General features: G+C 72.6%; 28 protein-coding genes. 17 read left to right on the top strand and 11 right to left on the bottom strand.

Going from position 1 to position 26082, the window contains the following annotated elements; translation table 11 throughout:
• Nucleotides 1–13: 13 nt before the first annotated feature.
• Genes gluQRS through SY84_RS00870 form a run of 4 tightly spaced genes read right to left on the bottom strand, consistent with a single transcriptional unit; the run spans nucleotide 14 to nucleotide 2269 of the window.
• Nucleotides 14–868, bottom strand: coding sequence for a tRNA glutamyl-Q(34) synthetase GluQRS (gene gluQRS / locus SY84_RS00885; protein WP_046844827.1), 855 nt, complete (start codon nucleotides 866–868; stop codon nucleotides 14–16).
• A gap of 44 nt (nucleotides 869–912) precedes the next feature.
• Entirely contained in the window at nucleotides 913–1419 is a 507-nt protein-coding gene (locus SY84_RS15695) for a hypothetical protein (protein ID WP_157882836.1), read from the bottom strand.
• Nucleotides 1416–1664, bottom strand: a complete 249-nt coding sequence (locus SY84_RS00875; RefSeq protein WP_245621370.1) for a hypothetical protein — start codon at nucleotides 1662–1664, stop codon at nucleotides 1416–1418. The genes SY84_RS15695 and SY84_RS00875 overlap by 4 nt, the downstream gene beginning before the upstream one ends.
• The gene (locus SY84_RS00870; RefSeq protein ID WP_046844824.1) at nucleotides 1661–2269 is read right to left on the bottom strand and encodes a ParA family protein; all 609 of its coding nucleotides are present in this window, start codon (nucleotides 2267–2269) and stop codon (nucleotides 1661–1663) included. The genes SY84_RS00875 and SY84_RS00870 overlap by 4 nt, the downstream gene beginning before the upstream one ends.
• A gap of 135 nt (nucleotides 2270–2404) precedes the next feature.
• Here SY84_RS00870 and SY84_RS00865 point away from each other — a divergent pair, with 135 nt between their 5' ends.
• Nucleotides 2405–2626, top strand: coding sequence for a hypothetical protein (locus tag SY84_RS00865; RefSeq protein WP_046842409.1), 222 nt, complete (start codon nucleotides 2405–2407; stop codon nucleotides 2624–2626).
• Here the strand turns inward: SY84_RS00865 and SY84_RS00860 are convergent.
• Nucleotides 2581–2802 (bottom strand): hypothetical protein, encoded by a 222-nt coding sequence (locus tag SY84_RS00860; RefSeq protein ID WP_046842408.1) that lies wholly within the window; start codon nucleotides 2800–2802, stop codon nucleotides 2581–2583. The genes SY84_RS00865 and SY84_RS00860 overlap by 46 nt on opposite strands.
• Nucleotides 2803–2891: 89 nt before the next feature.
• Between SY84_RS00860 and SY84_RS00855 the strand changes: the two genes are divergently transcribed.
• Nucleotides 2892–3710 (top strand): PIG-L deacetylase family protein, encoded by an 819-nt coding sequence (locus tag SY84_RS00855; RefSeq protein ID WP_046842407.1) that lies wholly within the window; start codon nucleotides 2892–2894, stop codon nucleotides 3708–3710.
• A 252-nt stretch (nucleotides 3711–3962) separates the two neighbouring features.
• On the opposite strand, the gene SY84_RS00850 is transcribed toward SY84_RS00855, so the two are convergent.
• Nucleotides 3963–4367: a S1 RNA-binding domain-containing protein gene (locus tag SY84_RS00850; RefSeq protein ID WP_046842406.1), complete on the bottom strand. Its 405-nt coding sequence runs from the start codon at nucleotides 4365–4367 to the stop codon at nucleotides 3963–3965.
• 101 nt (nucleotides 4368–4468) lie between these two features.
• On the opposite strand from SY84_RS00850, the gene SY84_RS00845 reads away from it, so the two are divergent.
• A complete protein-coding gene (locus tag SY84_RS00845) occupies nucleotides 4469–5089 on the top strand; it encodes a septum site-determining protein MinC (RefSeq protein WP_046842405.1) in 621 nt (206 codons plus the stop codon).
• A gap of 52 nt (nucleotides 5090–5141) precedes the next feature.
• Here SY84_RS00845 and SY84_RS00840 read toward each other — a convergent pair whose 3' ends face one another.
• Nucleotides 5142–6554, bottom strand: coding sequence for an amidase family protein (locus SY84_RS00840; protein WP_046842404.1), 1413 nt, complete (start codon nucleotides 6552–6554; stop codon nucleotides 5142–5144).
• Between the two features lie 69 nt (nucleotides 6555–6623).
• On the opposite strand from SY84_RS00840, the gene SY84_RS00835 reads away from it, so the two are divergent.
• The 7 genes from SY84_RS00835 (at nucleotide 6624) to SY84_RS00805 (ending at nucleotide 12573) form a co-directional block, all read left to right on the top strand.
• Nucleotides 6624–7493 carry a prephenate dehydratase gene (locus tag SY84_RS00835; RefSeq protein WP_046842403.1) on the top strand — a complete coding sequence of 290 codons (870 nt, stop codon included), beginning with the start codon at nucleotides 6624–6626 and terminating at the stop codon, nucleotides 7491–7493.
• A gap of 76 nt (nucleotides 7494–7569) precedes the next feature.
• Nucleotides 7570–8403, top strand: a complete 834-nt coding sequence (locus tag SY84_RS00830; RefSeq protein ID WP_046842402.1) for an SDR family NAD(P)-dependent oxidoreductase — start codon at nucleotides 7570–7572, stop codon at nucleotides 8401–8403.
• Nucleotides 8404–8453: 50 nt separating this feature from the next.
• Nucleotides 8454–9767: a class I adenylate-forming enzyme family protein gene (locus SY84_RS00825; protein WP_162200791.1), complete on the top strand. Its 1314-nt coding sequence runs from the start codon at nucleotides 8454–8456 to the stop codon at nucleotides 9765–9767.
• 105 nt (nucleotides 9768–9872) lie between these two features.
• Nucleotides 9873–10775, top strand: a complete 903-nt coding sequence (locus tag SY84_RS00820) for a PhzF family phenazine biosynthesis isomerase (RefSeq protein ID WP_046842400.1) — start codon at nucleotides 9873–9875, stop codon at nucleotides 10773–10775.
• Between the two features lie 54 nt (nucleotides 10776–10829).
• A complete protein-coding gene (locus SY84_RS00815; RefSeq protein ID WP_046842399.1) occupies nucleotides 10830–11624 on the top strand; it encodes a Cof-type HAD-IIB family hydrolase in 795 nt (264 codons plus the stop codon).
• 4 nt (nucleotides 11625–11628) lie between these two features.
• Nucleotides 11629–12132 (top strand): hypothetical protein, encoded by a 504-nt coding sequence (locus SY84_RS00810; RefSeq protein WP_046842398.1) that lies wholly within the window; start codon nucleotides 11629–11631, stop codon nucleotides 12130–12132.
• Between the two features lie 42 nt (nucleotides 12133–12174).
• Nucleotides 12175–12573 (top strand): DUF1622 domain-containing protein, encoded by a 399-nt coding sequence (locus tag SY84_RS00805; RefSeq protein WP_046842397.1) that lies wholly within the window; start codon nucleotides 12175–12177, stop codon nucleotides 12571–12573.
• Here SY84_RS00805 and SY84_RS00800 read toward each other — a convergent pair.
• Nucleotides 12548–13297 carry a TSUP family transporter gene (locus SY84_RS00800; RefSeq protein ID WP_046842396.1) on the bottom strand — a complete coding sequence of 250 codons (750 nt, stop codon included), beginning with the start codon at nucleotides 13295–13297 and terminating at the stop codon, nucleotides 12548–12550. The two genes, SY84_RS00805 and SY84_RS00800, sit on opposite strands and share 26 nt — an antisense overlap.
• A gap of 99 nt (nucleotides 13298–13396) precedes the next feature.
• Between SY84_RS00800 and SY84_RS00795 the strand changes: the two genes are divergently transcribed.
• From SY84_RS00795 to SY84_RS16605, 7 genes are all read left to right on the top strand, one after another.
• A complete protein-coding gene (locus SY84_RS00795) occupies nucleotides 13397–14503 on the top strand; it encodes a prephenate dehydrogenase (RefSeq protein WP_046842395.1) in 1107 nt (368 codons plus the stop codon).
• Between the two features lie 63 nt (nucleotides 14504–14566).
• Nucleotides 14567–15667, top strand: a complete 1101-nt coding sequence (locus tag SY84_RS00790) for an acyltransferase (protein ID WP_046842394.1) — start codon at nucleotides 14567–14569, stop codon at nucleotides 15665–15667.
• 125 nt (nucleotides 15668–15792) lie between these two features.
• Complete coding sequence (locus SY84_RS00785) at nucleotides 15793–16560, top strand: alpha/beta hydrolase (protein WP_245621369.1); 768 nt, start codon at nucleotides 15793–15795, stop codon at nucleotides 16558–16560.
• Nucleotides 16561–16651: 91 nt separating this feature from the next.
• Complete coding sequence (locus SY84_RS00780; protein ID WP_229755737.1) at nucleotides 16652–17488, top strand: serine/threonine-protein kinase; 837 nt, start codon at nucleotides 16652–16654, stop codon at nucleotides 17486–17488.
• Complete coding sequence (gene holA, locus SY84_RS00775; protein WP_046842393.1) at nucleotides 17479–18381, top strand: DNA polymerase III subunit delta; 903 nt, start codon at nucleotides 17479–17481, stop codon at nucleotides 18379–18381. The genes SY84_RS00780 and holA overlap by 10 nt, the downstream gene beginning before the upstream one ends.
• A 29-nt stretch (nucleotides 18382–18410) precedes the next feature.
• Complete coding sequence (locus SY84_RS00770) at nucleotides 18411–19853, top strand: carboxylesterase/lipase family protein (protein WP_052750988.1); 1443 nt, start codon at nucleotides 18411–18413, stop codon at nucleotides 19851–19853.
• 235 nt (nucleotides 19854–20088) lie between these two features.
• Nucleotides 20089–21222 carry a YkoP family protein gene (locus SY84_RS16605; RefSeq protein ID WP_046842392.1) on the top strand — a complete coding sequence of 378 codons (1134 nt, stop codon included), beginning with the start codon at nucleotides 20089–20091 and terminating at the stop codon, nucleotides 21220–21222.
• A 109-nt stretch (nucleotides 21223–21331) separates the two neighbouring features.
• Here SY84_RS16605 and recQ read toward each other — a convergent pair whose 3' ends face one another.
• The 3 genes from recQ to SY84_RS00750 form a co-directional block, all read right to left on the bottom strand.
• Complete coding sequence (gene recQ, locus SY84_RS00760; protein ID WP_046842391.1) at nucleotides 21332–23602, bottom strand: DNA helicase RecQ; 2271 nt, start codon at nucleotides 23600–23602, stop codon at nucleotides 21332–21334.
• A gap of 48 nt (nucleotides 23603–23650) precedes the next feature.
• Complete coding sequence (locus tag SY84_RS00755; protein WP_046842390.1) at nucleotides 23651–24538, bottom strand: hypothetical protein; 888 nt, start codon at nucleotides 24536–24538, stop codon at nucleotides 23651–23653.
• Nucleotides 24539–24612: 74 nt separating this feature from the next.
• The gene (locus SY84_RS00750; protein ID WP_046842389.1) at nucleotides 24613–26073 is read right to left on the bottom strand and encodes an aspartate aminotransferase family protein; all 1461 of its coding nucleotides are present in this window, start codon (nucleotides 26071–26073) and stop codon (nucleotides 24613–24615) included.
• Nucleotides 26074–26082: the final 9 nt, after the last annotated feature.

Raw genomic sequence — 26082 nt, 5'->3', positions numbered from 1 at the left:
AAACTTAGACAAGTCATCTAAGTTTGTGGGGCCAGGCACCAAGTTCAGCTCGCCCGATCTCAAGCCGCCACAGGGGCAGGAGGTCGGCCGCGCTCACCTCATCCGGCACCGACCAGCCCAGACTGCGGGCCAGTTCCGACAGCACCCGGCCCGGCGGGTCCCCGGCCTCCCGGAGCGCCTGCACGGGCGGCGCGCCGCCGCGCTTCGCCAGCCGTTCCCCCCGGAAATCCAGCATGAGCGGCACGTGCCAGTAGCGGGGCGTGGGCAGTCCCAGCGCCCGCTGGAGCGCCACCTGCCGGGGCGTGGCGGTCCAGAGGTCCTCGCCACGCAGGACGTCCGTGACGCCCGCCTCTGCATCGTCCACCACCACCGCGAGGTGATACGCGAACACCCCGTCGTTGCGCTGCAGCACGAGGTCGCCCACCTCGGCCCGGAGGTGCTGGCAGAGCGTCTCGCCGCGCCACCCATCGCGGGCGCAGACCACCTCGTCCGGCACGCGCCATCGCACGGCAGATGGACGCTCCGGGTGCAGGCTGCCCGCGCGGCAGGTGCCGGGGTACACCGGTTCCGCGCCGTGCGGGGCGCCCGCGCTGTCCTGAATGGCCGCCTGCACCTCCCTGCGGGTGCAGGTGCAGGGGTAGGTGTCCAGGCGCGCGGCGGCCGCGCGGTACAGGTCCAGCCGCTGCGACTGGATGACCTCCTCGTCCCAGTCGAGACCCAGCCACGCCAGATCGGCGCGGGTCACGTCGTACGCCCAGGCGCGCACCCGCCCGGTGTCCAGATCCTCGAAGCGCAGGAGGTGCCGCCCCCCCTGCGTGCGGGAGTGCAGCCACGCCAGCAGCGCCGTGCGGGCATTGCCCAGGTGCATCGCCCCGGTGGGACTGGGCGCGAAGCGGCCCACCACGCCAGCGGTCACTCTTTTTCCTTCAGGTCGTCCCACAGGGCCACGAACACGCCCACGACCACCGCGCCCAGCGCCAGCGCGTGCAGGAAGCGCCCCAGGCCCGGCGCCCACCCCAGCGCGTTCCAGATGGTCAGCAGCTGCCACCAGTCGTGCGTGTCCGGATCACCCGTGATCAGCGGCAGATTCCGCAGCGGCGCGTCCGCGACATACGCCGACACCCCCGCCAGCGAATGCGCCAGCCACAGCGTCACCAGTCCCGCCGCGAAGCGCTCGCCGCGCGCCAGGAACACCCCGATGCATGCGGCGGGCACGAGCAGCTGAAACACGCTCCCGCCCAGCAGCATCACGACCTCCCCCGCCCACATGAGCAGGACGTGCCCGGCCTCGTGGAAGATCAGGTTCACGTTCCCCAGGAAACCCGGCTCGGTGGGGCGCACCACGCCCGGCAGCGTCACCCACAGGCTCAGCAGCAGCCCCAGCACGCGCGGCCACCACGTCGGCAGGGTGAGCGTCAAGGGCGCTGCCGCTCCCGCAGCCACGCCAGCAGCAGGTCCTCGACCAGTTCGCTGACGCTCTCGCCGCCGTCCGCGCGGACCTGCCGCCACACGGCCCGCACGGTCTCCTTGCGCAGATACACCGCCTCCAGCCGCTCCGTGCCACCCACGCGGGACTCGTCCGGGGCAGGGGCACTCTTGCGCGCCCCGCCCTTCTTGCCACCCTTGCCGTTCCTGTCCAGGTAATCGAAGCGGCCCACGGTCACCACAACTCGCGCGACAGGGTCTCGATGTCCGCCCAGGCGGCCAGGGCGCGCGGGTCGCGCACGTCGCGGGCCAGCACGCCCAGTTCCGCCGCGCGCTGGTAGGCGAGGTACGACCGCACCAGCGTGTTGCACACCGTCACGCCCCCCTCACGCAGGTCCTCGCGCAGCACCTCGGCGGCGTGACCCACGGGGGGCACCCGCGTCAGGATCACGCGGGACTGCCGCGCCGCGCCCTCCTCCGTCAGAAAGTCCAGCAGTTCGCGCGTGGCGTCCACCTCCAGCGGACTCACGCCGCTGGGCACCAGGATCAGGTCGGCCCGCTCGGCCAGCTGGCGCAGGTCCTTGCGGCGCGGACGGCCCTCGGTGTCGATCAGCACGAGGTCGAAGGCCGCGAGTTTCTTCGGTTTCACGTCGTCCGCCGCGACCACCGGGAAGGGCAGCGCCCCGGCCCGCTGCGCCCAGCGGAGGCTGCTGCCCACCCGGCCGTCCTCATCCACCAGCAGGACGTTGTGGCCCTGCGCGTGCGCCGCGCCCGCCAGATGCACCGCCAGGGTGCTCTTGCCCACGCCGCCCTTCTCTGAAGTGATCGCCGCCACGCGTGCCATATGCCCGGAAGCGTAGCAGACGCAGCGGCGGCCACGCGTCATACGGCCTCCGGTGGAGTTGGCCACCCGGTAGTGTACCGGGTTGTCAACGAAACAAACGGAAGCCGCGTCAGGCACCCCGTACCATGGGGGCCGATGATCACGCCCGAGCAGACGCAGGAACTCCACGCCAGCGAGGTGTACTGGACGGCGCGCGCCATGCAGGAGCAGGGCAGCCGCTTCTACCGCGCGCTGGGCGACGCGCTGCACGCCGCCGACGCCGCCAACCGCCGCTTGATCCTGAACACTTGGCCGGACGCCTGCTGGGACTTCTACCGGCGCGGCCTGCGCCTGCGGGCCGCGGAGGGCGAGGGCTGACCCAACAGCGCCAGCGTGATCTCGCGCAGCGCCGTGACGAGCAGCGACCACAGCGTGGCCGGACGCACCCGGGCCAGTCGCTCCCGGCGGCGCGCCACCCGCTCCTGCGCCGCCGGTTCTGCGCCGGGCAGGGGCTGACCGATCAGGAGGTACAGGGCCGCGCGCCAGAAGGTCATGCACCGGGTACGCGTCCCGGAGGTCAGAGGTTGCCGCTTCGCGACGGCCGCCACGGTGCGCGGGCGCGCGGGGCGTAGAGTGGGCCACCATGAGCACCCCGACCCTCCTGGCCGTCTTTGCCCACCCTGACGATGAAGCGTTCAGCGTGGGCGGCACCCTCACCCATTACGCCCGGCAGGGCGTGCGCGTCGTGCTGGCCTGCGCCACGCGCGGCGAGGCCGGGAAGATCACGGTGCCCGGCATGACCGTGGACGACCTGGGCGCGCAGCGTGAGCAGGAACTCCGCGATGCGTGCGAGGCGCTGGAGATCGGTCCCCCCGTGTTCCTGGATTACCACGACTCGGGCCGCTACGAGCGCACCCGCCACGACGACCCGAAGGCCCTGATGAACGTCAACCCGCTGGACGTCGAGGTGAAGTTGCGCGCGCTGATCGAGGACGTGCAGCCGCAGGTGATCGTCACCTTCGACCCGCACGGCGGGTACGGGCACGTCGATCACCTCCAGATGCACCGCGCGACCGTCGCGGCGTTCTTCAGCACCGGTCACCTCCCGTACGGCGGGCCGCAGCGGCTGTACTACACCGCGCTGTCCACCGACGCCGCGCAGGGACTGGCCCGCATGGGACAGGACCTCGATCCCCTCGTGTACGGCGTGGCGGCGAACACGCTGGCCGTGCAGCTGGACGTCAGCGCGTACGCCGCGAACAAGAAAGCCGCGCTGATGGCGCACGGCACGCAGACCGGCGAGCAGAGCCTCCTGGGCCGCATGACGCCCGAGGAACGCGACGCGATGGAACGCCGCATGCTGGGCACCGAGGGCTTCAGCATCGGCGGCACCCGCACCGCCCTGACAAACTACCCGCTGAGCGGCCTGTTCGACGGGCTGGGCTTCGACGGGCTGAACTGAAACGGACTCGGATTGAACGGTGTGGGATAACCGTTCAATCCGAGCGGATGCGAGCAGGAGAGAAGCGGCTTCCGGGCGTGGAGTTGACCACCCGGTGATGTTCCGGCCTGTCAACGAAACAGACGGAATCCGTATGAGGCCCGGTGGAGACGCCCGGTCTGATCAGTCCAGGTGTGTTCGCTGCACCCCCGTTGCGGGCAGCAGAAAGGCACCCGGACTTGGAATCCGGGTGCCGTCTGGTCTGGATGCAGGTCAGCGCTTGCGCTTGCCGCCGGCGGGCTTTTTCGCCGCGCCGCCGCCACCGCCGCCCCCACCACCGTGGGTGCGTTCCTTGGCGTCGCGCATGAACGAGCGGAGTTTTGCCTCGAACTGCGGGCTCTGACGGCCGATCGCGCGGGGACGGGGCACTTCCTCGGGTTCCTCGAGGAGCTCCTTGATGGAGAGGTCGAGGCGACCGCGTTCGTCCCGGCCCAGAACCTTCACTTCCACGTTCTCGCCCTCGCGGACGTGGTCATGAATGTTCCGCACGAAGGAGTGCGCGATCTGCGAGATGTGCACGAGGCCCGTCTCGCCGTTCTCGAACTGGATGAACGCGCCGAAGTCGGTCACGCGCGTCACGCGGCCCTCCACGACCGCGCCGGAATCAAGCTGCACCAAAGGAAGTCTCCTTGCAAAGCATGAGTCGCATCTTACACCATCCCCGCCCGGGGTGGGCGACACCTGCGTGCGTCCATGAGTGTCACGCTAGAGTGCAGCTCATGAAGTTGCGCGGCACCCTGGGCGGCCTGAACCTCCTGATCGAACCCGGCGATACTGGCAGCAGCGTGCAGGACGCCCTGAGTGTCCGCACGGAGCTGCTGGCGAGCGCCGTGACCCTCGAGTTGCAGGGCGACGCCGACCCCGAGGCGGTTGAGGCGGCCCTGCACGCCATCCGCGCCGCGGGGGGCACGCCGGGGCGGGTGCGGGCGCCGCGCGTGAGCGTCCCCACGCCTTCCCCCGCTGACAGCGCGCCCCGACCGGCGCCGCTGCCCGCCCGCACGGAGATCCTCACGCACACGCTGCGCGCCGGGTACCACCGGGAATTCCCGGGCAGCGTGATCGTGCTGGGCGACGTGAACCCCGGCGCGGAGATCCTGGCGGGCGGGGACGTGATCGTGGTGGGCGCGCTGCGGGGCGTGGCGCACGCGGGGCTGGGCGGGCACGCGGACGCGATCGTGTGGGCGCGGCCCATCGCCAGCACGCAGATCCGCATCGGGGACGCCGTGGCGCGCGCGCCCGAGGGCAGCAGCCTGAGCAACATGCGCCACCGTGAGGACCAGCCGCTGGCGGAGATCGCGCGGCTGCAGGACGGCGTGATTCACATCGACGTGCAGAAGTAACGGCAGCAGGGAGGGGCGGCCAGATTGACCAGGGTCGCCCCTCCCTGCTCGCTTACAGCTCCGGGAAGCGCACGCCGCCCAGCAGGCGGTTCAGTTCGGCGGCCAGGGACAGCAGGCGGCCCTCACTCCCGGCGGGCGCGACGAGCAGCGCGCCGTTCGGGGTGGCCGCGCCGGCGGGCGTGACCGGCAGGGCGAGGCTGGGGTACCCGGCCTTCGCGGCCAGGCCGTAGCCGTGGATGCCGGGGAAGATGATCAGGTCGAGGCCCTGCGCGAATAGCGGGTCGAAGCCGCGCGTGCGGGTCAGTCGCAGGTCGCGTTCGCGGGCCTGGAGGTAGGCGGGTTCGGTCGCGTCGCCGCGGGTGCTCTGCGAGGCGTGCAGTAGCGTCTGCCCGAAACGCAGCAGGCGTTCCGGGTCGGCGTCGTTCGCGTCGATGACCGCCTGGAGGCTGCGCGGGCCGGTCGTGACCGTGCGCAGGTAGGCGTTCAGGTCACCCTTGAATTCGTGCTCCAGCACCTCGAGGCTCCAGCCGTGGGCGTTCAGGTCGGCGCGGCTGGGGAAGGCGACGTCGTGCAGGGTCGCGCCCGCGTCGAGCAGCGTGGCCGTCAGGTGGTCGAGGGCGGCGGCCTCGGCGGGCGTGACGGCGCTCTCGTCGCGGATGACGCCCAGGTGCGCGCCGCGCAGCACGTCGGGCCACACGGTCAGGTCGGGCACGGGGAGGCGGCGGGTGGCTTCGTCCCGGTCGTCCGGCCCGGCGATGACGGCCAGGATCATCGCGGCGTCACGGACGCTGCGGGTGATGGGTCCGGCGGTGTCCTGGCTGTGGCTGATGGGCACGATGCCGGTGCGGGGGACGAGGCCCAGGGTGGGTTTCACGCCGATCACGCCGTTCTGGTGGGCGGGGCTGACGATGCTGCCGCTCGTCTCGGTGCCGATCGAGGCGGCACACAGGCGCGCGGCGACCGCCACGCCGCTGCCGCTGCTGCTGCCGCCGGTGTCCAGGCCGTCCCCCCAGGGGTTCACGGTCTGCCCGCCCGCGCTGGAGTACCCGTTCGGCATGGCGAGCGTCATGAAGTTCGCCCATTCGGTCATGTTCGCCTTGCCCAGGATGACGGCCCCGGCGTTGCGCAGCCGGGTCACCAGGGGCGCGTCGGTGTCGGGGACGTGCCCGGCGAGCAGGGCGCTTCCGGCGGTGGTGGGCAGGCCCGCCACGTCGATGTTGTCCTTGATGAGCATGGGCACGCCGTGCAGCGGGCCGCGCCGGTCGGCGCTGACGGCGTCCAGGCGGTCCGCGTCGGCCTGCGCGGCCGGGTTCACGGTGATCACGGCGTGCAGGCTGCCATTCAGGTCACGCAGGCGACTGAGGTACGTGCGGGTCACCTCGCTGCACGTCAGGTCGCCCCGGCGGGTGGCGGCGGCCAGGGCGGCGGCGTCCAGGTCGAGGATCGGGTCAGGTTGCAGGGTCACGCCCTCCACTGTACGCACGTCTAAGTCCGGCGGCCGTGGGCTGGGACGCGGTACGGTAGCGTTCAGGGCATGAGTGACCCAGTCCCCGCGACCGCTGCCGTGCCCGTTCTCACCTCCGGGGTGGTGGCGTTTCAGGGGAATCCCGGTTCGTACGGGGAGATCGCCGCGCTGAACGCCGTGCCCGGCATGGCCGAGACGCGCGGGTACCCGACCTTCCACGAGGTCGCCCGCGCCGTCGAGACCGGCGAGGCCGAGTACGGCGTGCTGCCGGTCGAGAACAGCCTGATGGGCGCCATCCACCAGAGCATCGACCTCCTCAGCGAAACCGACCTGCACGTGGTCGGCGAGGTCGTCGTGCGGGTATCGCACTGCCTGATGGCGCTCCCCGGCGTGGACCTCGGCGACATCCGCCGGGTCGCCAGCCAGCAGCCCGCGCTCGACCAGTGCACGGACCTGATCCGCAAGCACGGCTGGCAGCCGGTCGCCGCGCACGACACGGCGGGGAGCGCGAAGAACCTCGCGCAGAGCGGCGAACGGGACCTCGCCGCGATCGCCAGCGAACGCGCCGCGCAGCTGTATGGCCTGAACATCCTCCAGCGGAACATCGAGGACGAACCGTTCAATTACACGCGCTTCATGATCCTCGCGCGGCACGAACCCGCCCCGTCGGACGCGCCGCACAAGACCAGCCTCGTGTTCGCTGTGCGCCACACGCCGGGGTTCCTGGTCGAGACGCTGAACGAACTGCGCGGCCTGAACCTCTCGCGCATCGAGAGCCGCCCCCGCCGCGACCGCGCCTGGAGTTACCTGATGTACGTGGACATCGAGGGCGACGCGCGCGATCCGAAGGTCGCCCAGGCCCTCGCCGGGGTGCTGCGCAAGGCCAGCTACGCGAAGATCATCGGCTCGTACCCGAGTGCCCAGGGCACCGTGAACTGACCGCCGGGACCGGTTGACCTGACCGGAACGGTCACTTTGCGCGCCACGTCGGGGCGGCGTGTGGGACGATGCGCCCGTGCGCCGCGCCCTGCTGTCCCCGCCTGCCTGCCGTGACCTGAGTGCCCTGAGGGCGGCGGTGGCGGGGCGGGCGGTGCTGGTCACGGGCGCGTCGTCCGGGGTGGGCGAGGCGACGGCGCTGCGGCTGGGTGCGGCGGGGGCGACGGTGTTGCTGCTGGCGCGGCGCGAGGAGCGACTGCGCGAGGTGGCTGCTCGGGTCGGGGCGGCGGGGGGCCGGGCGGTGGTGATCCCGGCGGACCTGAGCGACCCGGCGTCGGTGGATGGAGCGGCCCGCGAGGTGCTGAAGGCGGCACCGGTCCTGGCGGGCGTGGTGAGCAACGCGGGGCGGTCGGTGCGGCGGCGGGCGCTGGACGGCGCGCCGAGGGCGGATCTGGAGCGGCTGCTGGCGGTGAACGTGACGGGTCCGGCCCGCCTGCTGCTGGCGCTGCGCCCGGCGCTGGTGGCGGGGAGCGTGGTGGTGAACGTGTCGAGCGTATCCGCGCGGCACGTGGGTGCGCCGCGCTGGGGGGCGTACCAGGGCAGCAAGGCGGCGTTCGACCTGTGGGTGCAGGCGGCGGTCGCGGAGTGGCCGGGGGTGCGGGGCGCGTCGGTGTACCTGCCGCTGGTGCGCACGCCGATGATCGCCCCGACCCGCGCGTACCGGTTCCTGCCTGCCCTGAGTGCCCCCGAGGCGGCCGAGGTGGTCACGCTGCCGTTCGTGCGGTCGGTGGTGCGGGTCGCGCCGTGGTGGCTGCCGGGCGTGGAGGTCGCGGGCATCGTGTGTCCGGGCGTCCTGGCACGGGGCCTGGCGTGGGCCGAGCGGTTCGAGGCCTGCCTGGAGCGGCGTCGGTGAGGCAGGCCTGGGCGGCGGTTCGGGCGACGGGCGCGCTCGGCGAGCGACCCGTGCGCGCCGCCCTGTCCCTTCTGTGTTGCCTGGGACGCGAGGGCCCGACCCTGGCGGGCGTGGTGGCGTGGCAGGCGTGGCGCGCCCCGGAGCGGCTGGCCCTGTCGGACGGGACGGAACGCCTGACCTACGCCGAGTTACAGGGGCGGGTGCAGGAGCAGGTGCGGGTGTGGCGGGGCGCGCACCCGCCGAGCACCCTCGTCGGCCTGGAGGGTGGAGGCGGGCAGGTGGGGCTCGTGGTGGATCTCCTGGCCGGACTGCGGCTGGGCTGGCGGGTCGTGCCGCTCGCGCCGGGTCGGGTGGACATGGGGCTGGCGTCTCCCCCACCATCCTCTTCCCCACCGGTGGCCGGTCGGGGAGGTTGGGTGCCGCCGCGTGCGGGACGCCCGGTGCTTATGACCTCTGGGAGTTCCGGGGCAGCCCGGCTGGTCCGGTCGGCCGTGCGGCCCGTGGCGGCGCTGCGGGTCGCGGGGGCGCTGCTGGACGCGCTGCGGCCACACCGGGACGCGGGGGTCGTCCTGCCCCTGCCGCTGTGGCATGGGCACGGACTGGCGACTCTGGCCCTGGCACTGGGGGTGGGGGCGCCGCTGCACCTGCGGGCCGGGGCATCACCGGAAGCGATCTGGACCACGTTGGAGGCCGAGGGCGCGGAGGTGCTGGCGGTCGTCCCCACGGTCCTTCACCGTCTGCTGGCCGCGCCGGGGAATGCGCCCCGGCTGCGGGTGGTGCTGAGCGGATCCGCGCCGCTGTCGCCGGAGCTGGCGGCCGCGACCCGCGCGCGGCTGGGGGACGTGCTGTTCGACGCGTTCGGCAGCACGGAACTGGGCGTGCTGACCCTGGCCACCCCGGCTGACCTGCGCGCCGCGCCGGGATCGGTGGGTCGGCCCCTGCCCGGCGTGTCCGTGCGGGTCGCGCCAGACGGGCGGGTCCTGGCGCGCGGGCTGCTGCGCCGGGGCTGGCACCGGACTGGTGACCTGGGCGTGCTGGACGCCTCGGGGCGATTGACTCTGCGGGGGCGCGCGGACGACCTGATGGTGATCGGCGGGGAGAACGTGTGGCCCGCTCAGCTGGAGGCGGCACTGCTGGCTGTGCCGGGGATCGTCGCGTGCGCGGTCCTGCCCGTGCCATGCGCGGAGTATGGGCAGCGGCCGGTGGCGTTCGTGGAGGGTGGCGTGGACGAGGCGGCGCTGCGCGCCTTCGCGCAGTCGCAGTGGCCGCGTCGCCTGAGGCCCGTGCGGTGGGTGCTGGGTCCGCTCCCGAGGACGCCGCTGGGGAAGGTGGCGCGCGGCGATCTCCGTTCTGGCCTCGGCTGATCAATCTCATAATGAGCAGATATAGTAAGTGAATAGTTTCACGATTAAATCAACGCGTGAAATTTTTGTCCCTTTGTTTTATCTTCTGTGCGGTAAAATGCCGAAATGATCGCCTACAGCGAGGTCAGTGCCTTCACCGAGACGCCTGGGCACGGCAACCGGGCGGGCGTGGTGCTGGACGCCGCGCACCTCTCCCGGCAGGACATGCAGGCGCTCGCCGAGCTGCTGGGCGCCCCCGAGACCGTGTTCATTACCCGCCGCGAGGGCACCATCGCGCGCGTCCGGTACTTCACGCCCACCCAGGAGGTGGACTTCTGCGGGCACGCCACCATCGCCCTGGGGTTCACGCTGGCGCAGGCCGGGCAGTGGCCCGACGGGCAGGACCTCCACCTCGACACGCTGGTGGGCCGCGTGCCGCTGCGCCTGCACAGCGAGGCGGGCGTGCCGCGCCGCGTGTGGATGCGGCAGCCCTCCCCCGCCTACCGCGCCGTGCCCGCCACGCTGCGCGCCGATCTGGCCGAGGCGCTGGGCATCGACCACCGCATGATCCACCGCGGCCTGCCACTGGCCGCCGCCAGTACGGGCCTCTGGAGCGTGTTCGTGCCGCTGCTGGACGCCGTGATCCTGGACGGACTGGAACCGGACCTGACGCGCGTCCACGCGCTGAGCGACGCGCTGGGCGTGGGCAGCATCTACGCGTACGCGCCGATGGGCGTGAACCGCTTTGCCGCGCGGGACTTCGCGCCTGCCCTGGGCATCCCCGAGGACCCCGTGACCGGCAGCGCGGGCGGCGCCCTGATGGCGCTGCTGGCCAGCCAGGGCCGCCTGCCGGTGCGCGGTGACCGCGCGTGCGGCCTCGTGTACCAGGGGCACGCGCTGGGCACGCCGGGCGAGGTCGAGGTCGAACTGGAACTCGACGGGCAACGCGTCACGAAGGTGCATGTGGGCGGCTGCGCCACCGTGGAACGCGAGGGCGTCTGGTCGCCCCCCACGACCGCCACCCGCTGAAGGAAACCTGCACGACCCGGCACCTCCCTGACAGGCGGGGTCTATCATTCCCGGATGCTTGGACTGATCTGTGTGGATGTGGACGGCACCCTGGTGGGCACCGGGAACCTCGTGCGGGACGACGTGTGGGCCGCGCTGGCGGATGCCCGCGCGCGCGGCGTGCGGATCGCGCTGTGCAGTGGCCGCCCCGCCATCGGCAACGCCCGTGCGTACGCCGAGCGGCTTGACCCGGACGGCTGGCACGTCTTCCAGAACGGCGCGAGCATCGTGAACGTGGGCAGCGGCGCCAGCCTGTCCGAAGCCATTCCCGAGGATGGATTAAAGCTGCTGATCGACCGCGCCGCGCAGACCGACCGGCTGCTGGAGGTCTACACCGACCTGGAGTTCGCCATCACGAAACCCGGTGACCTCGCCGAGCGGCACGCGGCCCTGCTGGGCGTTCCGTACGAGGCCCGGACGCCGGAGAGCCTGGACGGCACGGTCGTCCGCGCGCAGTGGGTCGTGCCCCGCGCCGAAGAAGGCGCGGTCGTCGCCGAACCGCACCCCGGCCTGGACCTGCACCCGGCGGGCAGCCCGGTCATGCCGGACGCGATGTTCATCAGCGTCACGCGCGCCGGGGTCAGCAAGGGTACGGCGGTGCAGCGCGTCGCGGCGCAGTACGGCCTGAGCATGGACCGCGTGATGATGGTCGGCGACGGCGAGAACGATGTGACCGCCCTGCGCGTCGTGGGGCACCCGGTTGCCATGGGGAACGCCGACGCACCCGCCGTCGCCGCCAGCCGCTACCGTGTCGCGCACGTGGACGAGGGCGGCCTGCGCGAAGCGGTCGAGCTGGCCCTGACCCTCTGACCGCATGACCTTCGACACGCTGGAACTCAGGTGGGAATCGTGGGACGGCGAGGAGGATACGGTGCTGGTCCTCGTGAACGGCACGCCCCTCGTGGAACTCGTGCGCCGCTGGGAGGACGTGGCTGCGCAGGCGACCGGAGAACGGTCCCTGGCGGGCAGTTACGCCGGCCTGCCCGCCTGGTGCGCACCTGAGATTCAGACGGCGTGGCTGGGTGAGCCGCAGGGGAGGAGCCTCCAGGCCGAGGGTGACCGGGTCACCTTGCTGATCTGTGAGTGCGGCGAGCCCGGATGCTGGCCGCTGCTGGCCCGCATCGAGATGGATGGGCAGGCGGTTCGCTGGCTCGACTTCCAGCAGCCCTACCGGGCAAAGCCAGAGGCCGATCCCCTGAACCCGCAGCGCACACCGACGCCGTTCTGGTCGTATGAGGGGTTCGGGCCGTTCGTGTTCGAGCGGGCGGCGTACACGCGGGCGGTGCGGTCGCTGGGGCAACCCTCCACCGATTCTTGATCTCCCCCACCGGGGCTGCGGTGGGCGTGGCAGGCTGGGTGAATGCTGGAGCTGGTGAAGGGCTGGACGGAGGTCGTGGCGACCGGGGTGGAGGTCGCGGCGGCCCTGATCATCGCGCTGGCGGCGCTGCTGGCGCTGATCCGGGCGCTGGTGGCGTTCGTGCGGCCCTCGGCGCAACCGGACACGCAGAAGGAGTCGCTGCGGCTGGAACTGGGCCGCTGGCTGGCGGTGGCGCTGGAGTTCACGCTCGCGGCGGACATCCTGCGCACGGCGATCGCGCCGTCGTGGGACGACATCGGGAAGCTGGCGGCCATCGCGGCGCTGCGGACGCTGCTGAACTTCTTCCTGCAGCGCGAGATCGACGGGCACCGCGCGCGGGGGGCCGAGGCGGAGGCGGCCTCGCGGGATGGGGCGGTCAGCCCAGGAACAGCCGGGCGCTGACGAGCAGGACGATCAGGCCGTACATCCATTTCACGAAGGCGCTGCCGCGCAGCATCGCCATGCGCGCGCCCAGCGTGGCGCCCAGCGCGTTGGCGAGGCCCATGGGCAGGCCGATCCACCAGACCATCTGCCCGCCGATCAGGAAGAACGTGAACGCGCCGAGGTTCGTGGCGAAGTTCAGGGTGCGGGCGTTCCCACTGGCGCGCACGAGGTTGAAGCCCGCCAGGGCGAACAGGAACATGGCGAACGTGCCGGTGCCGGGCCCCAGAAAGCCGTCGTACACGCCGATGATGAACGTGCCGGGCAGGGTGAGGGCCAGCGTGCGGGCGGTGAGGCCGGGGTAACGGTCCTCCAGCCCGAAGGACTTGTTCGCCAGCACGAGGGCACCGACGACCAGGATGACCACGCCGACCAGGGTGCGGAACGCGTCGGGGTTCACGAAGCGCACGAGGGACGCGCCGATGGCGCTGCCCAGCAGGGCCAGGGGGATCAGGCGCACGACGAGGGCGCGGTCCACGTGGCCCTTGCGCCAGTACTGCACGGTGGCGCTGCCGGATCCGAAGATCGCCAGGAGTTTGTTCGTGGCGACGACCTGCGCGGGGCTCAGGCCCATGAAGAACAGCGTGGGCAGGGTGATGGTGCCGCCGCCCCCGGCGACCGCGTCGATAAAGCCCGCGAGGAAGGCGAGGGGGAGGCCGTACAGCAGGACTTCGGGACCGGGCACCGGGACAGCGTAGCGAACGTGGGTGGCGCGGCGTCCGTGTGCCGGGGACGTTATGCAGGCGGGTCGGCGGGCTGACGGGGGCGTGCTAGCCTCCGCGTCATGAGTGCCGCTTCACCGTCCGCCCCTGGCCCGCTGTTCGAGACCGCCGTGGTGGCGGGGGTGGGGCTGATCGGCGGGAGTGTCGCGCTGGGGCTGCGGCAGCGGCTGCTGGCGCGGCGCGTGATCGGCCTGGACGCCAGCCCCGAGGTGTTGCGTGAGGCCGAGGCGCTGGGCGTCGTGGACGAGGTGCACACGAGGGGCGGCGAGTGGCTTCGCGGCGCGGATCTGGTGGTGCTGGCCGCGCCGATGCGGGCGCTGGCGCCGCTGGCGCGCGAACTGGCACCGTTCCTGAACCCGTCGGCGCTGGTCACCGACGTGGGCAGCGTGAAGGGCGGCATTGCCGCCGAGATGGAGCGGCTGGGCGTGCGGCACTTCGTGGCGGGGCACCCCATGGCGGGCAGTGAACGGGGCGGCGTGACGCACGCGCGCGCGGCGCTGCTGGAGAACGCCGTATGGGTGCTGACGCCCACCGACCACACGCCGCTGACGGCCCTGAGTAAGGCCCGGACGCTGGTGGAGCAACTGGGGGCGGCGCCGGTCGTGATGCCACCGGACGCGCACGACGCGCTGGTCGCCACGATCAGTCACCTGCCGTACCTCGCGAGTCTGGCCCTGACGCACATGGTCGCGCGGGACGAACGATTGAGCCTGCTCGCGGCGGGCGGCTTCCGGGACCTGACGCGCGTGGCGAGCGGCGACCCCCGCATGAGCCGCGACATGGTCGTGGAGAACAAGGGCGCGCTGCGCGAGGCCCTGACCCGCTTCCGGCGGCAGCTGGAACGCCTGGAAGCCGACCTGGACGAACCCGAGGAACTGCTGGAGGCCGCGCGTGAGGGCAAGCGCACGCGCGACAGCCTGCCCATCGTGCGGCGCAGTCTGCTGCCGCAGCGACACGATCTGGTCGTGGCGGTGCCGGACAGGCCGAACCAGATCGGGGCGGTCACGCAGGCGCTGGGCGCGGCAGGCGTGAACATCAAGGACATCGAGGTGCTGGCGATCCGCGAGGACGGCGGCGCGATCCGCCTGGGCCTGGAAACCCCGGAGGACGTGGCGAGTGCGGCCGCGATCCTCCAGACGGCGGGGTTCGAGGTGCGTGGCCGCGCCTGACCGGTCCTGCGGCTGGTGGGCGTTCACGCAGTCTTGATGGGCGCGGGGTAGGGTGAGGGGATTGTGACGGACCCTGACCCTGCTTCACCTGCCCCGCCCGCACGGGCACCCGCCGCGCCCGGCGGCAACCTGACGGCCATCGACATGTTCCGGGGGCTGACGATCATCGAGGTCGTCGCGCACCACTCGACCGGGGTGATGCTGCGGTACCTCGACCCGGCCTCGACGGCGCACCTGTACACGTTGATCCTGAACCGCACGCTGCACTTCGCGGTGCCCGCGTTCGTGTTCCTGTCGGCGGTGGTCCTGACCCGCAGCCTGCTCAAGCGCTTCGAGCCGGGGCGGTACTTCTGGCGTCGCCTGACGCGCGGCGGCTGGCCGTACCTGCTCTGGAGCGTGCTGTACGCCCTGTGGTACGTGTGGACGGACCAGCGCCTGCCCGAATCCCTGACCGACCCGGCGCGCTGGCGGGACTGGCTGCTGTACGGCAAGGCCAGTTACCACCTGTACTTCCTGCTCGTGGCGCTGGAGGTCTACGTGGTGCTGCCCCTCATGTTGCCCCTGGCGCGGCGGAAGCCCAGCATCACGGCGGCGCTGATCTTCGGCGCGGCGTTGCAGCTGGGCCTGTACCTCCTGAACCGCGAGGTGCTGCGCCTGCCGTTCCCGGCGAGCACGGTGCTGTGGTACATGCTGCCCATCACGCTGGGCGTGGCGGTCGGCGCGCGACTGGACGAGTTCCCGGCGTGGTGGCGGCGGCGGCGCTGGGTGCTGCTGCCCGTCCTGACGCTGGCGTTCAGCCTGTACCTGCCCGAGGCGCTGGCCTACGCGCGTGGCGAGCGGGTCACGCCCATCGTGTACTCGGGCCTGTCGTGGCTGTACACCAGCCTGACGGCGCTGGCACTGCTGGGGCTGGCCTTCCGGGTGCAGCGCAGCGCGTCCACGGTGCGCCTGACCGTGGCGCTGCTGGGCACCGTCAGCCTGCAGGTGTACCTGATCCACCCGGCGCTGCTGCAGGCGCTGGAACGCTGGGACGCGCCCGACGGCACGCCGTGGCAGGTGGCGCTGACCATGCTGGGGTACTTCCTGCTCGCGCTGGGCATCCCGGCGCTGCTGGGCCGGGCGCTGCTGCACACCCGCCTGAGCACGTGGCTGTTCGGCCGGTGAGGGCGTTCTCAGCCGCGTGGGGCCTGCGGGCGCTACAGTGCCGCGCTGTGAGGCATGTGCGGGCGGCGGCAGTGGTGGCAGGGTTGGTCTGTTCAGGTGCGCAGGCCATGGTGATGGTCCCGCAGGTGACCGGTCACGCTGGCCCGCAGACGCTGCACCACGCGGCGGTGCCCTCCGGTGTGTGGGTGCCGGTCGGAAGCGGCGAGGCGCTGTCACTGCTGCGCGTGCCGAAATCGTGCGTGCAGGCGTGCGCGCTGGTGGTCGTGTCGCACCCACGCGGGCAGTCGGCGGCGCACCTGCGCGACAGTACCAGCGCGTCGGTGCTGACCTCGGCGCTGATTCACGCTGGGTTCGCGGTGCTGCTCTCCGGGGACGGCGGCCCGGCCAGCTGGGGCAGCCCGGCGGGGCTGGCGGCGCTGGGGCAGGTGCATGCGCAGGCGACTGACCTCTTCAGGTGGTCGGGGCGCACGTACGCGCTGGGCCTGAGCATGGGCGGCCTGATGGCGCTGCGTTCGGCGCTGCCGGGTGCGCCGTACCCGGTTGAGGGCGTGGCGCTGATCGACGGGTGGGTGGACCTGCGCCTCGCGTGGGGCTCGGCCCTGTCGCGCCGTGAGGAGATCGGGGCGGCGTACGGACTGGCTGACCCGCCGGAGGACCTGAATCCGGCGTGGCTGGCCCGGGCCTGGGGGCCGCGTCCGCTGCTGGTGTTCGGCAGTCCCGATGACCGCACGGTGCCCTTCGATCGCAACGGCGAGGCGCTGTGGGCCGAGGCGGGCGAGCCGGATGTGGGCGGACTGGTGCGCCTGAGTGGCGGGCACCTGGGCGGGAACCGTTTCACGCCGGACGTGGCGCGGCAGGTCGCGGCGTTCTACCGCACGCTGGAGCGCCGGTGATGGCCGCCGGGTCGCCGGGCGGGCCGGAGTGCGGGGCAGAGTGTTCAGGTGCCTCCATTCTCGCGGGGGGAATGTGAAAGACTTAACGGCAGTGAATGACGCGCAGGCTCTGAACGCCCAGGGGGCATTGACGGACCGGGTGACCCTCAGCGAGCGGGCGGGGGTGCGCTGCGAGTCGGCGTGCTGGGCGGGCCGGGCAGTGTTCGCCAAGACGCTGGTCTTCGACGATCCTGACACCCGCGCCCGGTTCGAGCACGAGGGCAGCGTGGCCGCCAGCGTCCGGCACCCGCTGGTGGTATCGCCGCTTGCCGTGGCGCGCGACGCCCTGCTGTTTCCGCTGATCGGGGGCGTGACGCTGCGCGAACGGCTCGACGGGGGGCCACTCGGTGCGGACGAGGCCACGCTGGTCGCCGGGGGGGTGCTGGCCGCCGTGACGGCGCTGCACGCGTGCGGCGTGACGCACCACGACCTCAAACCCGAGAACGTGATGCTCGACGGGGGCCGCGCAGCGTTCGACGCGGTTCGCGTGATCGACTTCGGCATGAGCCACTCGGTGAAGCTGCCGCTGGACATCCACAGCGGGACGCGCATGGGCACCCCGCACTTCATGGCACCCGAGCAGTTCCTGGGCGTGCGGGGCGACCCGAGAAGCGACCTGTACTCGCTGGGCGTGCTGCTGTTCGACTGCCTGGCGGGCGAACCGCCCTTCGAGGACGCGTTCGGGTGGCTGGCGGGCCTGAGTGACCTGCGCGCGCCGCTGCCCGGCCCGGAGGCGCTGCACGGCCTCCTGACGCGCTGCCTGACGCGGGACCGGACACAGCGGCCCGCGAGCGCCACGGCGCTGTACACGGACCTGAGTGACGCGCGCGGCGCGCTGGGCCTCCCGGCCCTGCCGGACCTGGAGGACTGGGCGGGCGAATGCCGCTGATCGCGTTCACCGGGAACCGCTTCCTGGCCGACGAGACGCTGCGCGACACGCTGCGCGCCCGGGGGCTGGACGCCCGCTCGCTGCCGCGCGTGGCGGGCGAGGACGTCACCGCGGACGCGCTGGGCCCGCACCTCAGCCCGGGGCTGTTCGGGGACGGCGGCGTGATCGTGGACCTGGAAGGCGTAAAGCCCGACAAGGCGCTGCTGGAGCTGCTCTCAGGTGCAGCAGTGACGGTCGCGGTGCTCGACGAGTCGCCGCCCACCACCCGCCTGAAGGTGTACGAGGGCCGCGGCGAGGTCGTCCCGTCCCCCGCCCCCGCCAAGACCGGGGACGTGGCGGGGTGGGTGACCACGCGGGCGAAGAAGGCGAAACTGCCGCTGGACCGGGAGGCCAGCCTGTATCTCGCGGAGGTCTTCGGGGCGGATCTGGCGGGCATCGCCGGGGAGCTGAACAAGCTGGCGCTGCTGGACGGGCCGTTCACGCGGGAGGCCGTGCAGCGCGTGGTGGGCCGGGAGCCGCCGGGCGACAGCTTCGCGATGCTGGGCGCGGCCACCACGGGCCGCCCCGGGGAGGCGGTCACGCAGCTGCGGCGCCTGCTCGCCAGCGGCGAGGACCCGTTCAAGCTGATGGGCGCGGTCGTGTGGCAGTACTCGCTGGTGGCGCGCTGCGTGGCCCTGCAGCAGGAGGGCGGGCGCATTACCGAGCAGGTCGCGGCGCAGCGGCTGGGCGTCAAGCCGTACCCGGCCAAGAAGGCGCTGGAGGTGGCCCGGCGCCTGAACGAGGCGAAGATCCGCACGCACCTGGGCCGCATCCTGGACGCGGATCTGGCCATGAAACGCGGCCTGGATGCCGGGGTGGCGCTGGAGCGCCTGATCGTGCAGCTCAGTGTGTAGGCGACGTGGTGGCTAGGCACTTGATCCGCATGACCGAGTCCGGGCGGGTGCAGGGCCGCGCGCTGCTCGTGCACGGCGAGGTGGCGCTGGCGTGGCTGGGCGTGCCGTACGCGGCGCCTGCTTCCGGCGCGGGCCGGTTCCGGGCGCCGCAGCCGCACCCGGGCTGGACGGGCGTGCGGAACGCCACGCAGTTCGCGCCGGACATGCTGCAACCGCTGGACCCATCCGTGACGCTGCGCCCGTCGGTGGAGGGCAGCTTGGTGCTGAACGTCTGGGCTCCGGCCACGCCCGGACCGCACCCGGTCCTCGTGTGGTTCCACGGGGGGGCGTACCGCGCGGGCAGCGGTCGGCTGTACGACGGGCGCGAGTACGCCGCGCACCGGGGCGTGGTGGTCGTGACCGTGAATTCTCGGCTAGGCCCGCTGGGCTACGCGGATTTCGCGGGGCTGTTCGGGGATGATCAGTTCGCCGTGAACGCCGGGTACCTGGATCAGCGTGCGGCGCTGGCGTGGGTGTCCCGCAACGTCCCGGCGTTCGGGGGTGACCCGGCCCGCGTGACGGTCGCGGGGGAATCGGCGGGTGCTGTGACGGTGAACCTGCTGCTGCGCGACCCGACGGCACGCGGCCTGTTCGCGGGCGCGGCCGCGCAGAGCGGTGGGGTCAACCAGCTGTCCACCCGGGAGAACAGCGTGGAGCTGGCCGCCGCGTACGCCCGGGCGCTGGGTGTGAAGGCGGCCACCCGTGACCGCCTGTGGACGCTGCCCGCATCGGCGTTCGTGCGCAGCCTGCACACGCTGGAACGCGTGCGGCCCCGGCAGCTGAACTCCCGCCCCACGCTGGACGGCGCGGTCCTGCCCGGCAGCGTGTCCGAGCTGCTGGCCCGACCGGCTGCGCCCGTGCCGCTGCTGGCGGGCGCGAACCGCGACGAGTACGCCCTGTTCGTGAAACTCCCGGACCGGGTGTTCCCCCGCACCGACCGCGCGCTCCTGACCCGCGTCCTGACCGGCGCGGCGGGCGACGCGCGCGCCCGGGCGATCCTGGCCGGGTACCCGGACGACCCGGACGGGCTGGTGGCGCTGGGCACCGACCTGTTCTTCCACGCGCCGAACGACGCGCTGCTGCGCGCGCACCCGGCCCCCTCGTTCCGGTACCGCTTCGACTGGGGCACGCGGTTCTTCGACCTGGGCGCCGCGCACGGCCTGGAGCTGCTGTTCCTGTGGCCCCGCCCGATGGGCCTGTCGTCGGACGTCATCAGGGGCGGCGACCGCGCGCGGCGCGCCCGGCTGGCGCGCGCCATGCAGGACAGCTGGGCGCACTTCGTGCACCACGGACACCCCGGCGCGGACTGGACAGCGTGGACGCCCGAACAGCCGCAGGTCACGCACCTCACCCTGGACGGCCTGACCCGCTCGGCGGGCGGTGAGGCCCGGCGGCTGGCGCTGTGGCAGGACCTGCTGCCGCTCATGCCGTGATACGGACTCCGACTGGATGATGTGCGCAAACCGTTTAATGCAAGCGGACGCGACTCGCAGAGCAGCCCCGCAGAGAAGAAGCAGGACGGAAGCCGTATGTTTGGGACCGCGCCCGCTAGAGTGACCGGGTGAACCAGCGTGTAGCGAGTCGAGGACCGGTCCAGCCGGAGAACACGCCCTGGCGCGGCGGCCAGACGAATCCGGCGGTCACGCGGGCACCCCGCCGGGCGGCCACGTGAGACGCCGCGTCCTGCTGCTGCCTGCCACGCTGCTGGCTGCGTGGGGGTGGCGCTGGGCGGGCCTGGGGGCGCTGCGCCGCGCGCGGTCCGCGCAGCCGGGCCTGGGCCTGATCTTCGAGGGCGGCCCGCACCCGCAGGTCACGCCGGCCCTGCTGGCGGCGCTGGGTGAGGCGGGCGTCCAGGCGACCTTCGCGCTGAACGGCGCGGCGGCCCGCCGGCACCCGGACCTCGTGCGGGCCGTGCAGGCGCAGGGGCATGACGTGACCGCCCGCCTGCCGCGCCACCCCTGGGCGTGGGGAGCGGCGCGGCAGGCGACAGCGGCCCTGCGGAGCGTGCTGGGCCAGGATCCCGCCGGGCTCAGCGTAGGCGCGCGCCCCACGCTGACGGGCTGGCTGGCGGGGTTCCTGGCGGGCGCGCCGGTCATCGCCGGGCAGGGCCACGCGGGCCCGGACGGGAGCCTGTCGGGCGTCCGGCCCGGCGCGCTGCTGCACCTGCCGGGCACCGACGACCGGCTGGCCGCGCAGCTGCCGGCGCTGCTGGCGGACCTGCGCGCGCGGGAGTTCGAGGTGCTGCCGCTGCGCGCCCTGCGCGGCCTGCGCCCGGAACGTCCCCGCGACCTTCCCGCCACCGCCCTGCAGGAGGTGGACGTCTGGTACGACCGGCTGGGCCGCATCCGCCGCGTCGGGAACCGCGCCAGCAGCCTGTTCCGGGCCGGTACGGCCCCGTACCCGCTGGCGGATCAACCGCTGCGCGAGGGGGGCACCGTGCGGCGCGGCGAGCGGCTGATCGAGTTCCACCTCGACAGCGCCCGCCTGACCGAACTCGCCGAGCGGCCCGTCGCCGGGCGGCGCATCGTGACGGCGTCCGTGCGGGACCTCGCGCGGGCCCTGCGGGACGACCCGGACCTGAACACGTTCGGCGCGGTGTTCAGCATCAGCATCTTCTCGGACGTGCTGGGCCTGTACGGCTTCACAGTGGTGGACCTCCCGCCCGCGCACGAGCGGCGCCTGACGTGGTGGTCCCGCGTGATCCGCCGCGCGTACGGCGTGTCCGATCCGCAGAAACGCCACACGCCGAAACTCGCCGTGATGTCCCGCGCCGCGTTCGTCGAACGGCACGCGCGCGACTGAGCCGGACTCCATCTAATCCGGGCACCGCGTCGGGATGGCGGCGGGCCTGGCCGTAGCTCCCCGCTCGCCCCTGGCCGGGTTCGGAGGTGAGGAGGGTCGTGGCCGGGCGTCAGCGGTCCAGGGTCTCGCGGATGGTGGTCAGGACGCGTTCGCCGTACGTTTCGATGCGTTTGGGGCCGAAGCCGGGAATGCCGTGCAGGTCGGCTTCCGTGCGGGGCTGGCGCTGCGCGAGGGCGTCCAGGGCGGCGTTCGGGAAGATCAGGAAGGCACTCAGGCCGGTCTCCTGGGTGATGGTGCGGCGGACCTCGCGCAGGGCGGCGGCGACCCGTTCGGCCTGCATGGAGTCAGGCTGAGCTGAGTTGGGCTGGGCACCCTCAAGTTGAGTCGCCTGTGGCGTGGGCTGGCCCAGCAGGGGCGCGGCGACCGGGGTGGTCTGCGGCCGGGGGCGCAGGGCGCCCAGCACGGCGGCGTTCTCGCGTGCGCCGCGTTCCTGGGGCGTGGCGGGGCGGGGGGCCGGGTCAGGGTGCCCGCTCAGGTGATCGCGGACGATCTGCACGACCTCGTCCCCGAAGTCCGCGAGTTTGCGCTGCCCGACGCCGCTGACGGTGCCCAGGCTGGCGTGGCTGGTGGGTTTCAGGTCGGTGACGCCCTTGAGGGTGGCGTCGGTGAAGATCACGTACGGGGGGACGCCCAGGCTGCGGGCGCGGTCCAGGCGCCACGCGCGCAGCGCCTCGAACAGCGGCTGGTCGGCTTCCGCGACCGGTGCGCGGCCCGCGCGGGGTTGCTTCCCGGCCCGGCGGCCCGCCGCGTGGGGCATGAGGGTGTCAGCGCGCAGGGTCAGGGTGGTCTCGCCCTTCAGGAGGGTGCGGGCCTTGCCGGTGGCGCTCAGGCCGTGGTGTTCCCCGGCGGCCAGGAAACCCAGGCTGACGAGCTGGCGCAGCACGCCCCGCCACGTCTTCTCGTCGTGCGCCGTGCCGACCCCGAAGGTGGGAAGGGTGTGGTGGTTCATGCTGACGACCTTCTCGGTGGCGCGGCCCAGCAGCACGTCGGTCAGGTGCGCCGCGCCGAAGCGGTTCCCGGTGCGGATCGCCGCCGAGAGGGCCATCTGGGCCTCGCGGGTCATGTCGCGCACCTGCGGGGGGTTCAGGCAGGTGTCGCAGTTGCCGCAGGGGCCCTGGTACGCTTCCCCGAAGTACGCCAGGAGGACCTCGCGGCGGCAGGCGGCCGTCTCGCAGTAGGTCAGCAGGGCGTCGAGCTTCCCGGCCTCCACGCGCTTGACCTCCTCGGGCGCGTCGCTGGAGGCGAGCATGCGCCGCACGTTCACGACGTCACTGAGGCCGTACACCATCCAGGCGGTGCTGGGCAGCCCGTCGCGTCCGGCGCGGCCGGTCTCCTGATAGTAGCCTTCCATGCTCTTGGGGAGGTCCAGGTGCGCCACGAAGCGCACATTGGGTTTGTCGATGCCCATCCCGAAGGCAACAGTGGCGACGACAACCAGTCCTTCCTCGTTCAGGAAGCGGTCCTGCGCGTGGGTGCGTTCGCGCGGCGGGAGGCCGGCGTGGTACGCGACGGCGTCCACGCCCTGCGCCTGGAGCCACTTCGCGGTCTCCTCGACGGACTTGCGCGACAGGCAGTACACGATCCCGGCGTCCCCGGCGTGCTCGGCGCGGATGAACTCCAGCAGTTGGGTCTTGGGACTGTCCTTCTGCCCCACCCGGTACTGGATATTCGGGCGGTCGAAGGACGACACGAACTGCGGCGCGGCGCCCAGATCCAGCACGCGCAGGATGTCGGCGCGGGTGCGGTCGTCGGCGGTGGCGGTCAGGGCCATGCGCGGCACGTTGGGGAAGCGGTCGGGCAGGACGCTCAGGCCCTGGTACTCGGGCCGGAAATCGTGCCCCCACTGGGACACGCAGTGCGCCTCGTCCACGGCGAACAGGGCCACCGGGGCGCGTTCGAGCAGGTCCAGCGTGCGGGGCAGCAGCAGGCGTTCCGGCGCGGCGTACAGCAGGTCCAGTTCGCCGCTCAGCAGGGCCGCCTCGACCTCGCGCACGCCGTCCAGGGACAGGGTGGAGTTCAGGTACGCGGCGCGCACGCCCAGGCCGCGCAGGGTATCCACCTGGTCCTTCATCAGCGCAATCAGGGGGGACACGATGATGCCCACGCCGGGGCGCAGCAGGCTGGGCACCTGGTAGCACAGGCTCTTGCCGCCGCCGGTCGGCATGAGGACCATGGCGTTGCCGCCCCCCGCGACGGTGGAGACGATCTGCGCCTGCACGCCCCGGAAGGCGTCGTAGCCCCACACGCGTTTCAGGAGGTCGAGGGCGGGGGCCAGGGTGGCAGCGTCAGGAGTGGCAGGGTGGGAAGCGGGCGCGGACATCGCCCCCCAGCATACCGCGTTACGCCCAGCACGTAACGGCGGCCGGAGTCACTTCACCTTGTCGGCCGCCGGGATCATCACCGGGACGCGCAGGTCCTGCTCGGCCTTCGCGAAGCGCTCGCGCAGGAACCGCCCGTGCGTGAGCAGCGCCTGCCCACCCGACTGGAGCGACCCCGCAATGATGTCCTGCACGCCGTCCAGCAGCAACTCCAGCTGCTCGGACAGCAGGGCCGCGCCGGTCTTGCCGTCCTGAATCACGCCGGTGTCCGCCAGCGAGCGGGGCAGCTTCAGGTACGCCTGCACGGCCTCCGGCGCGTACTCCTCGCGGATCGCGCGGGCCACGAAGAACCCCTCGGTGCCCTCCAGGCCCTGATCCTTCAGCAGCGACAGCGCCTCCTGCGTGCGGAGGTTCAACGCGACGAGCTGCGCCCGTGCCTGGGCGGGCAGCCGCGCGTCGGCCAGGAAGGGCGCCAGCGGTCCCTCGGCCGCGGACGGGGCAGCCACAGGCAACGGCGTGCCCGTCGCCTGCGCCGGCAGCTCGGCCACTTCCGCCTGTACCTTCGGCGCGCGGCGGCGACCCCGCGCCGGGCCGCCCGACGCGAGCCAGCCCAGCCCCATGAAGAACAGCGGGAACAGCAGCCACGACGCGCCCAGCTGCATCAGGACGACCGCCGCGATCACGGCCGCAAGCAGGCCGCCGCGCGCCGAGCCCCACGGCCCGAACGCCCGCGAGCCGAAGTATCCGATCAACATGCCCGCGACCGGATGCGGCAGCCACCCGGCGCCCAGCAGGGTCAGGATCACGACGGGAATCATGGCACGGATCACGACGCGCGCCTCGCGGCCCTTCGGGCTGAACACCGACTGCGCGAAGAACGCGATGGCGAAGGCCGCCGCGACGTGCACCATCCAGGCCAGTGGCCCCAGATCGATCATGCGTCCAGCGTACACCCGCGCCTGCACGCCGTCGACGGCACACTGGCCTATGCCCGGTCAGGGCCGATCCGGGTTCACCCGTCGCTGGGGGTGCGTTTCTTGGGTTTGCTGGCCGCGAACGCCGCGAGGCGCGCGGTGACCTGCGGGGGCGTGCTCGTCAGGAGGTGGCGGGCGCCGGGGTGCGTCTGCGCGAACGCCTCCACCCGGTCGAACATCGTGGTGAACACGTCGTGCGGCATGTCCAGCGCGGGCGTCAGGCGCACGGTGCGTTTGCTGCTCAGGGACAGGTTGGCCATGACGCCCCCCTGGTGCAGTTCGCGCAGCGCGAGGATGGCGGTCGCCTCGAACACGAGTTCCTTCAGCGCGCCGGGCAGCGGCACCCCCACCATGGGCCGGAACTGCAGCGCGAACAGCATGCCCTGGCCGCGCACGGCCTCCAGCAGGTTCGGGAAGCGCTTCTGGACCGCCTGGAGCCGCGCGAGGCCCTCGGCGCCCAGCGCGGCGCTGCGGGCCGGAAGGTCGTTCTCGATCAGGTACTCCAGGCTCTTGAGGCCGACCGCCATGGCGAGCGCGCCGCCGCCGAAGGTGTTGCTGTGGCGTTTGCTGCTCAGGCCGCCCAGCATCTTCTTGTAGATGGGCGCGCGGACGATGGTGGCGCCCACGGCCGTCATGCCGCCGCCCAGCGGCTTGGCGAGCGTGACGATGTCCGCGTCGAGGCCCTGCGCGGCGGACTCGAACCAGTGCCCGGTGCGGCCCAGCCCGGTCTGGATCTCGTCCGCGATGACGGGAATGCCGTACTTCCGGCACAGTTCGCCCACGCCGCGCAGGAACCCGGCGGGGGGAATGTTCACGCCGCCCTCGCCCTGGATGGGTTCCACGACCACACAGGTCACGTTGTCCGCGCCGACCCGGCGGATCAGGCGGGTCAGGGCATCCAGGTCCCCGTACGGGCTGGTCAGCGCGCCGGGCACGAGAGGCCGGAAGATGTCCTGGTACTCGGGGTTCGGCGTGAGGCTCAGGCTGCCGAGCGTCTTGCCGTGGTACCCGCTGGCGAACGAGATCTGGTACTTCGCCTTCGGGCGCCACGCCTTGGCGAACTTCAGGGCGCCCTCGATGGCCTCGGTGCCGCTGGAGCAGAAGAACACCTGACTGTCCGCGTGGCTGGGCAGTTCCCGCGCGAGCAGCCCCACGAGGTTCGCCTGAAGGGCGGCGCGCCAGGGGCCGGTGGACTGCTGCGGCAGGCCCATCGCACGGTTCTTCCGCAGGAACTCGTGCATGAACTCCGTGATGGCGGGCGGCATCTCGCCGAAGGGCGTGGCAGCGTACCCGCTGGCGTTGATGCGGCGCACGCCGCGCTCGTCCTCCAGTTCCCAGGGGGTCACGCGGGAGAACGGCCCGGCGAGGCCCAGCACGTCCAGGCCGTACAGGAGTTCCTCGTTGCCGTACTTCAGTTCCAGACGGCGGACGTCCGCGCCGCTCAGGCGCTCGTCGAGCACGTCACGGGTCGAGATGAAACCGGGGGGCAGGGCACTCATGCCGGTCAG

It is taken from the genome of Deinococcus soli (ex Cha et al. 2016) (assembly GCF_001007995.1).
Taxonomy (GTDB): Bacteria; Deinococcota; Deinococci; order Deinococcales; family Deinococcaceae; genus Deinococcus; species Deinococcus soli.
This window is presented reverse-complemented; position numbering and strand designations above follow the sequence as displayed.

Coding starts and splice junctions, on each gene's coding strand:
- SY84_RS00755 (WP_046842390.1), bottom strand. CDS start 24,538: ATGATCGATCTGGGGCCACTGGCCTGGATGGTGCACGTCGCGGCGGCC.
- SY84_RS00865 (WP_046842409.1), top strand. CDS start 2,405: ATGATCACGCCCGAGCAGACGCAGGAACTCCACGCCAGCGAGGTGTAC.
- SY84_RS00860 (WP_046842408.1), bottom strand. CDS start 2,802: ATGACCTTCTGGCGCGCGGCCCTGTACCTCCTGATCGGTCAGCCCCTG.
- SY84_RS00750 (WP_046842389.1), bottom strand. CDS start 26,073: ATGAGTGCCCTGCCCCCCGGTTTCATCTCGACCCGTGACGTGCTCGAC.
- recQ (WP_046842391.1), bottom strand. CDS start 23,602: ATGTCCGCGCCCGCTTCCCACCCTGCCACTCCTGACGCTGCCACCCTG.
- gluQRS (WP_046844827.1), bottom strand. CDS start 868: ATGCACCTGGGCAATGCCCGCACGGCGCTGCTGGCGTGGCTGCACTCC.
- SY84_RS00820 (WP_046842400.1), top strand. CDS start 9,873: ATGATCGCCTACAGCGAGGTCAGTGCCTTCACCGAGACGCCTGGGCAC.
- SY84_RS00870 (WP_046844824.1), bottom strand. CDS start 2,269: ATGGCACGCGTGGCGGCGATCACTTCAGAGAAGGGCGGCGTGGGCAAG.
- holA (WP_046842393.1), top strand. CDS start 17,479: ATGCCGCTGATCGCGTTCACCGGGAACCGCTTCCTGGCCGACGAGACG.
- SY84_RS00805 (WP_046842397.1), top strand. CDS start 12,175: ATGCTGGAGCTGGTGAAGGGCTGGACGGAGGTCGTGGCGACCGGGGTG.
- SY84_RS00835 (WP_046842403.1), top strand. CDS start 6,624: ATGAGTGACCCAGTCCCCGCGACCGCTGCCGTGCCCGTTCTCACCTCC.
- SY84_RS00845 (WP_046842405.1), top strand. CDS start 4,469: ATGAAGTTGCGCGGCACCCTGGGCGGCCTGAACCTCCTGATCGAACCC.
- SY84_RS00770 (WP_052750988.1), top strand. CDS start 18,411: ATGACCGAGTCCGGGCGGGTGCAGGGCCGCGCGCTGCTCGTGCACGGC.
- SY84_RS00795 (WP_046842395.1), top strand. CDS start 13,397: ATGAGTGCCGCTTCACCGTCCGCCCCTGGCCCGCTGTTCGAGACCGCC.
- SY84_RS00815 (WP_046842399.1), top strand. CDS start 10,830: ATGCTTGGACTGATCTGTGTGGATGTGGACGGCACCCTGGTGGGCACC.
- SY84_RS00855 (WP_046842407.1), top strand. CDS start 2,892: ATGAGCACCCCGACCCTCCTGGCCGTCTTTGCCCACCCTGACGATGAA.
- SY84_RS00810 (WP_046842398.1), top strand. CDS start 11,629: ATGACCTTCGACACGCTGGAACTCAGGTGGGAATCGTGGGACGGCGAG.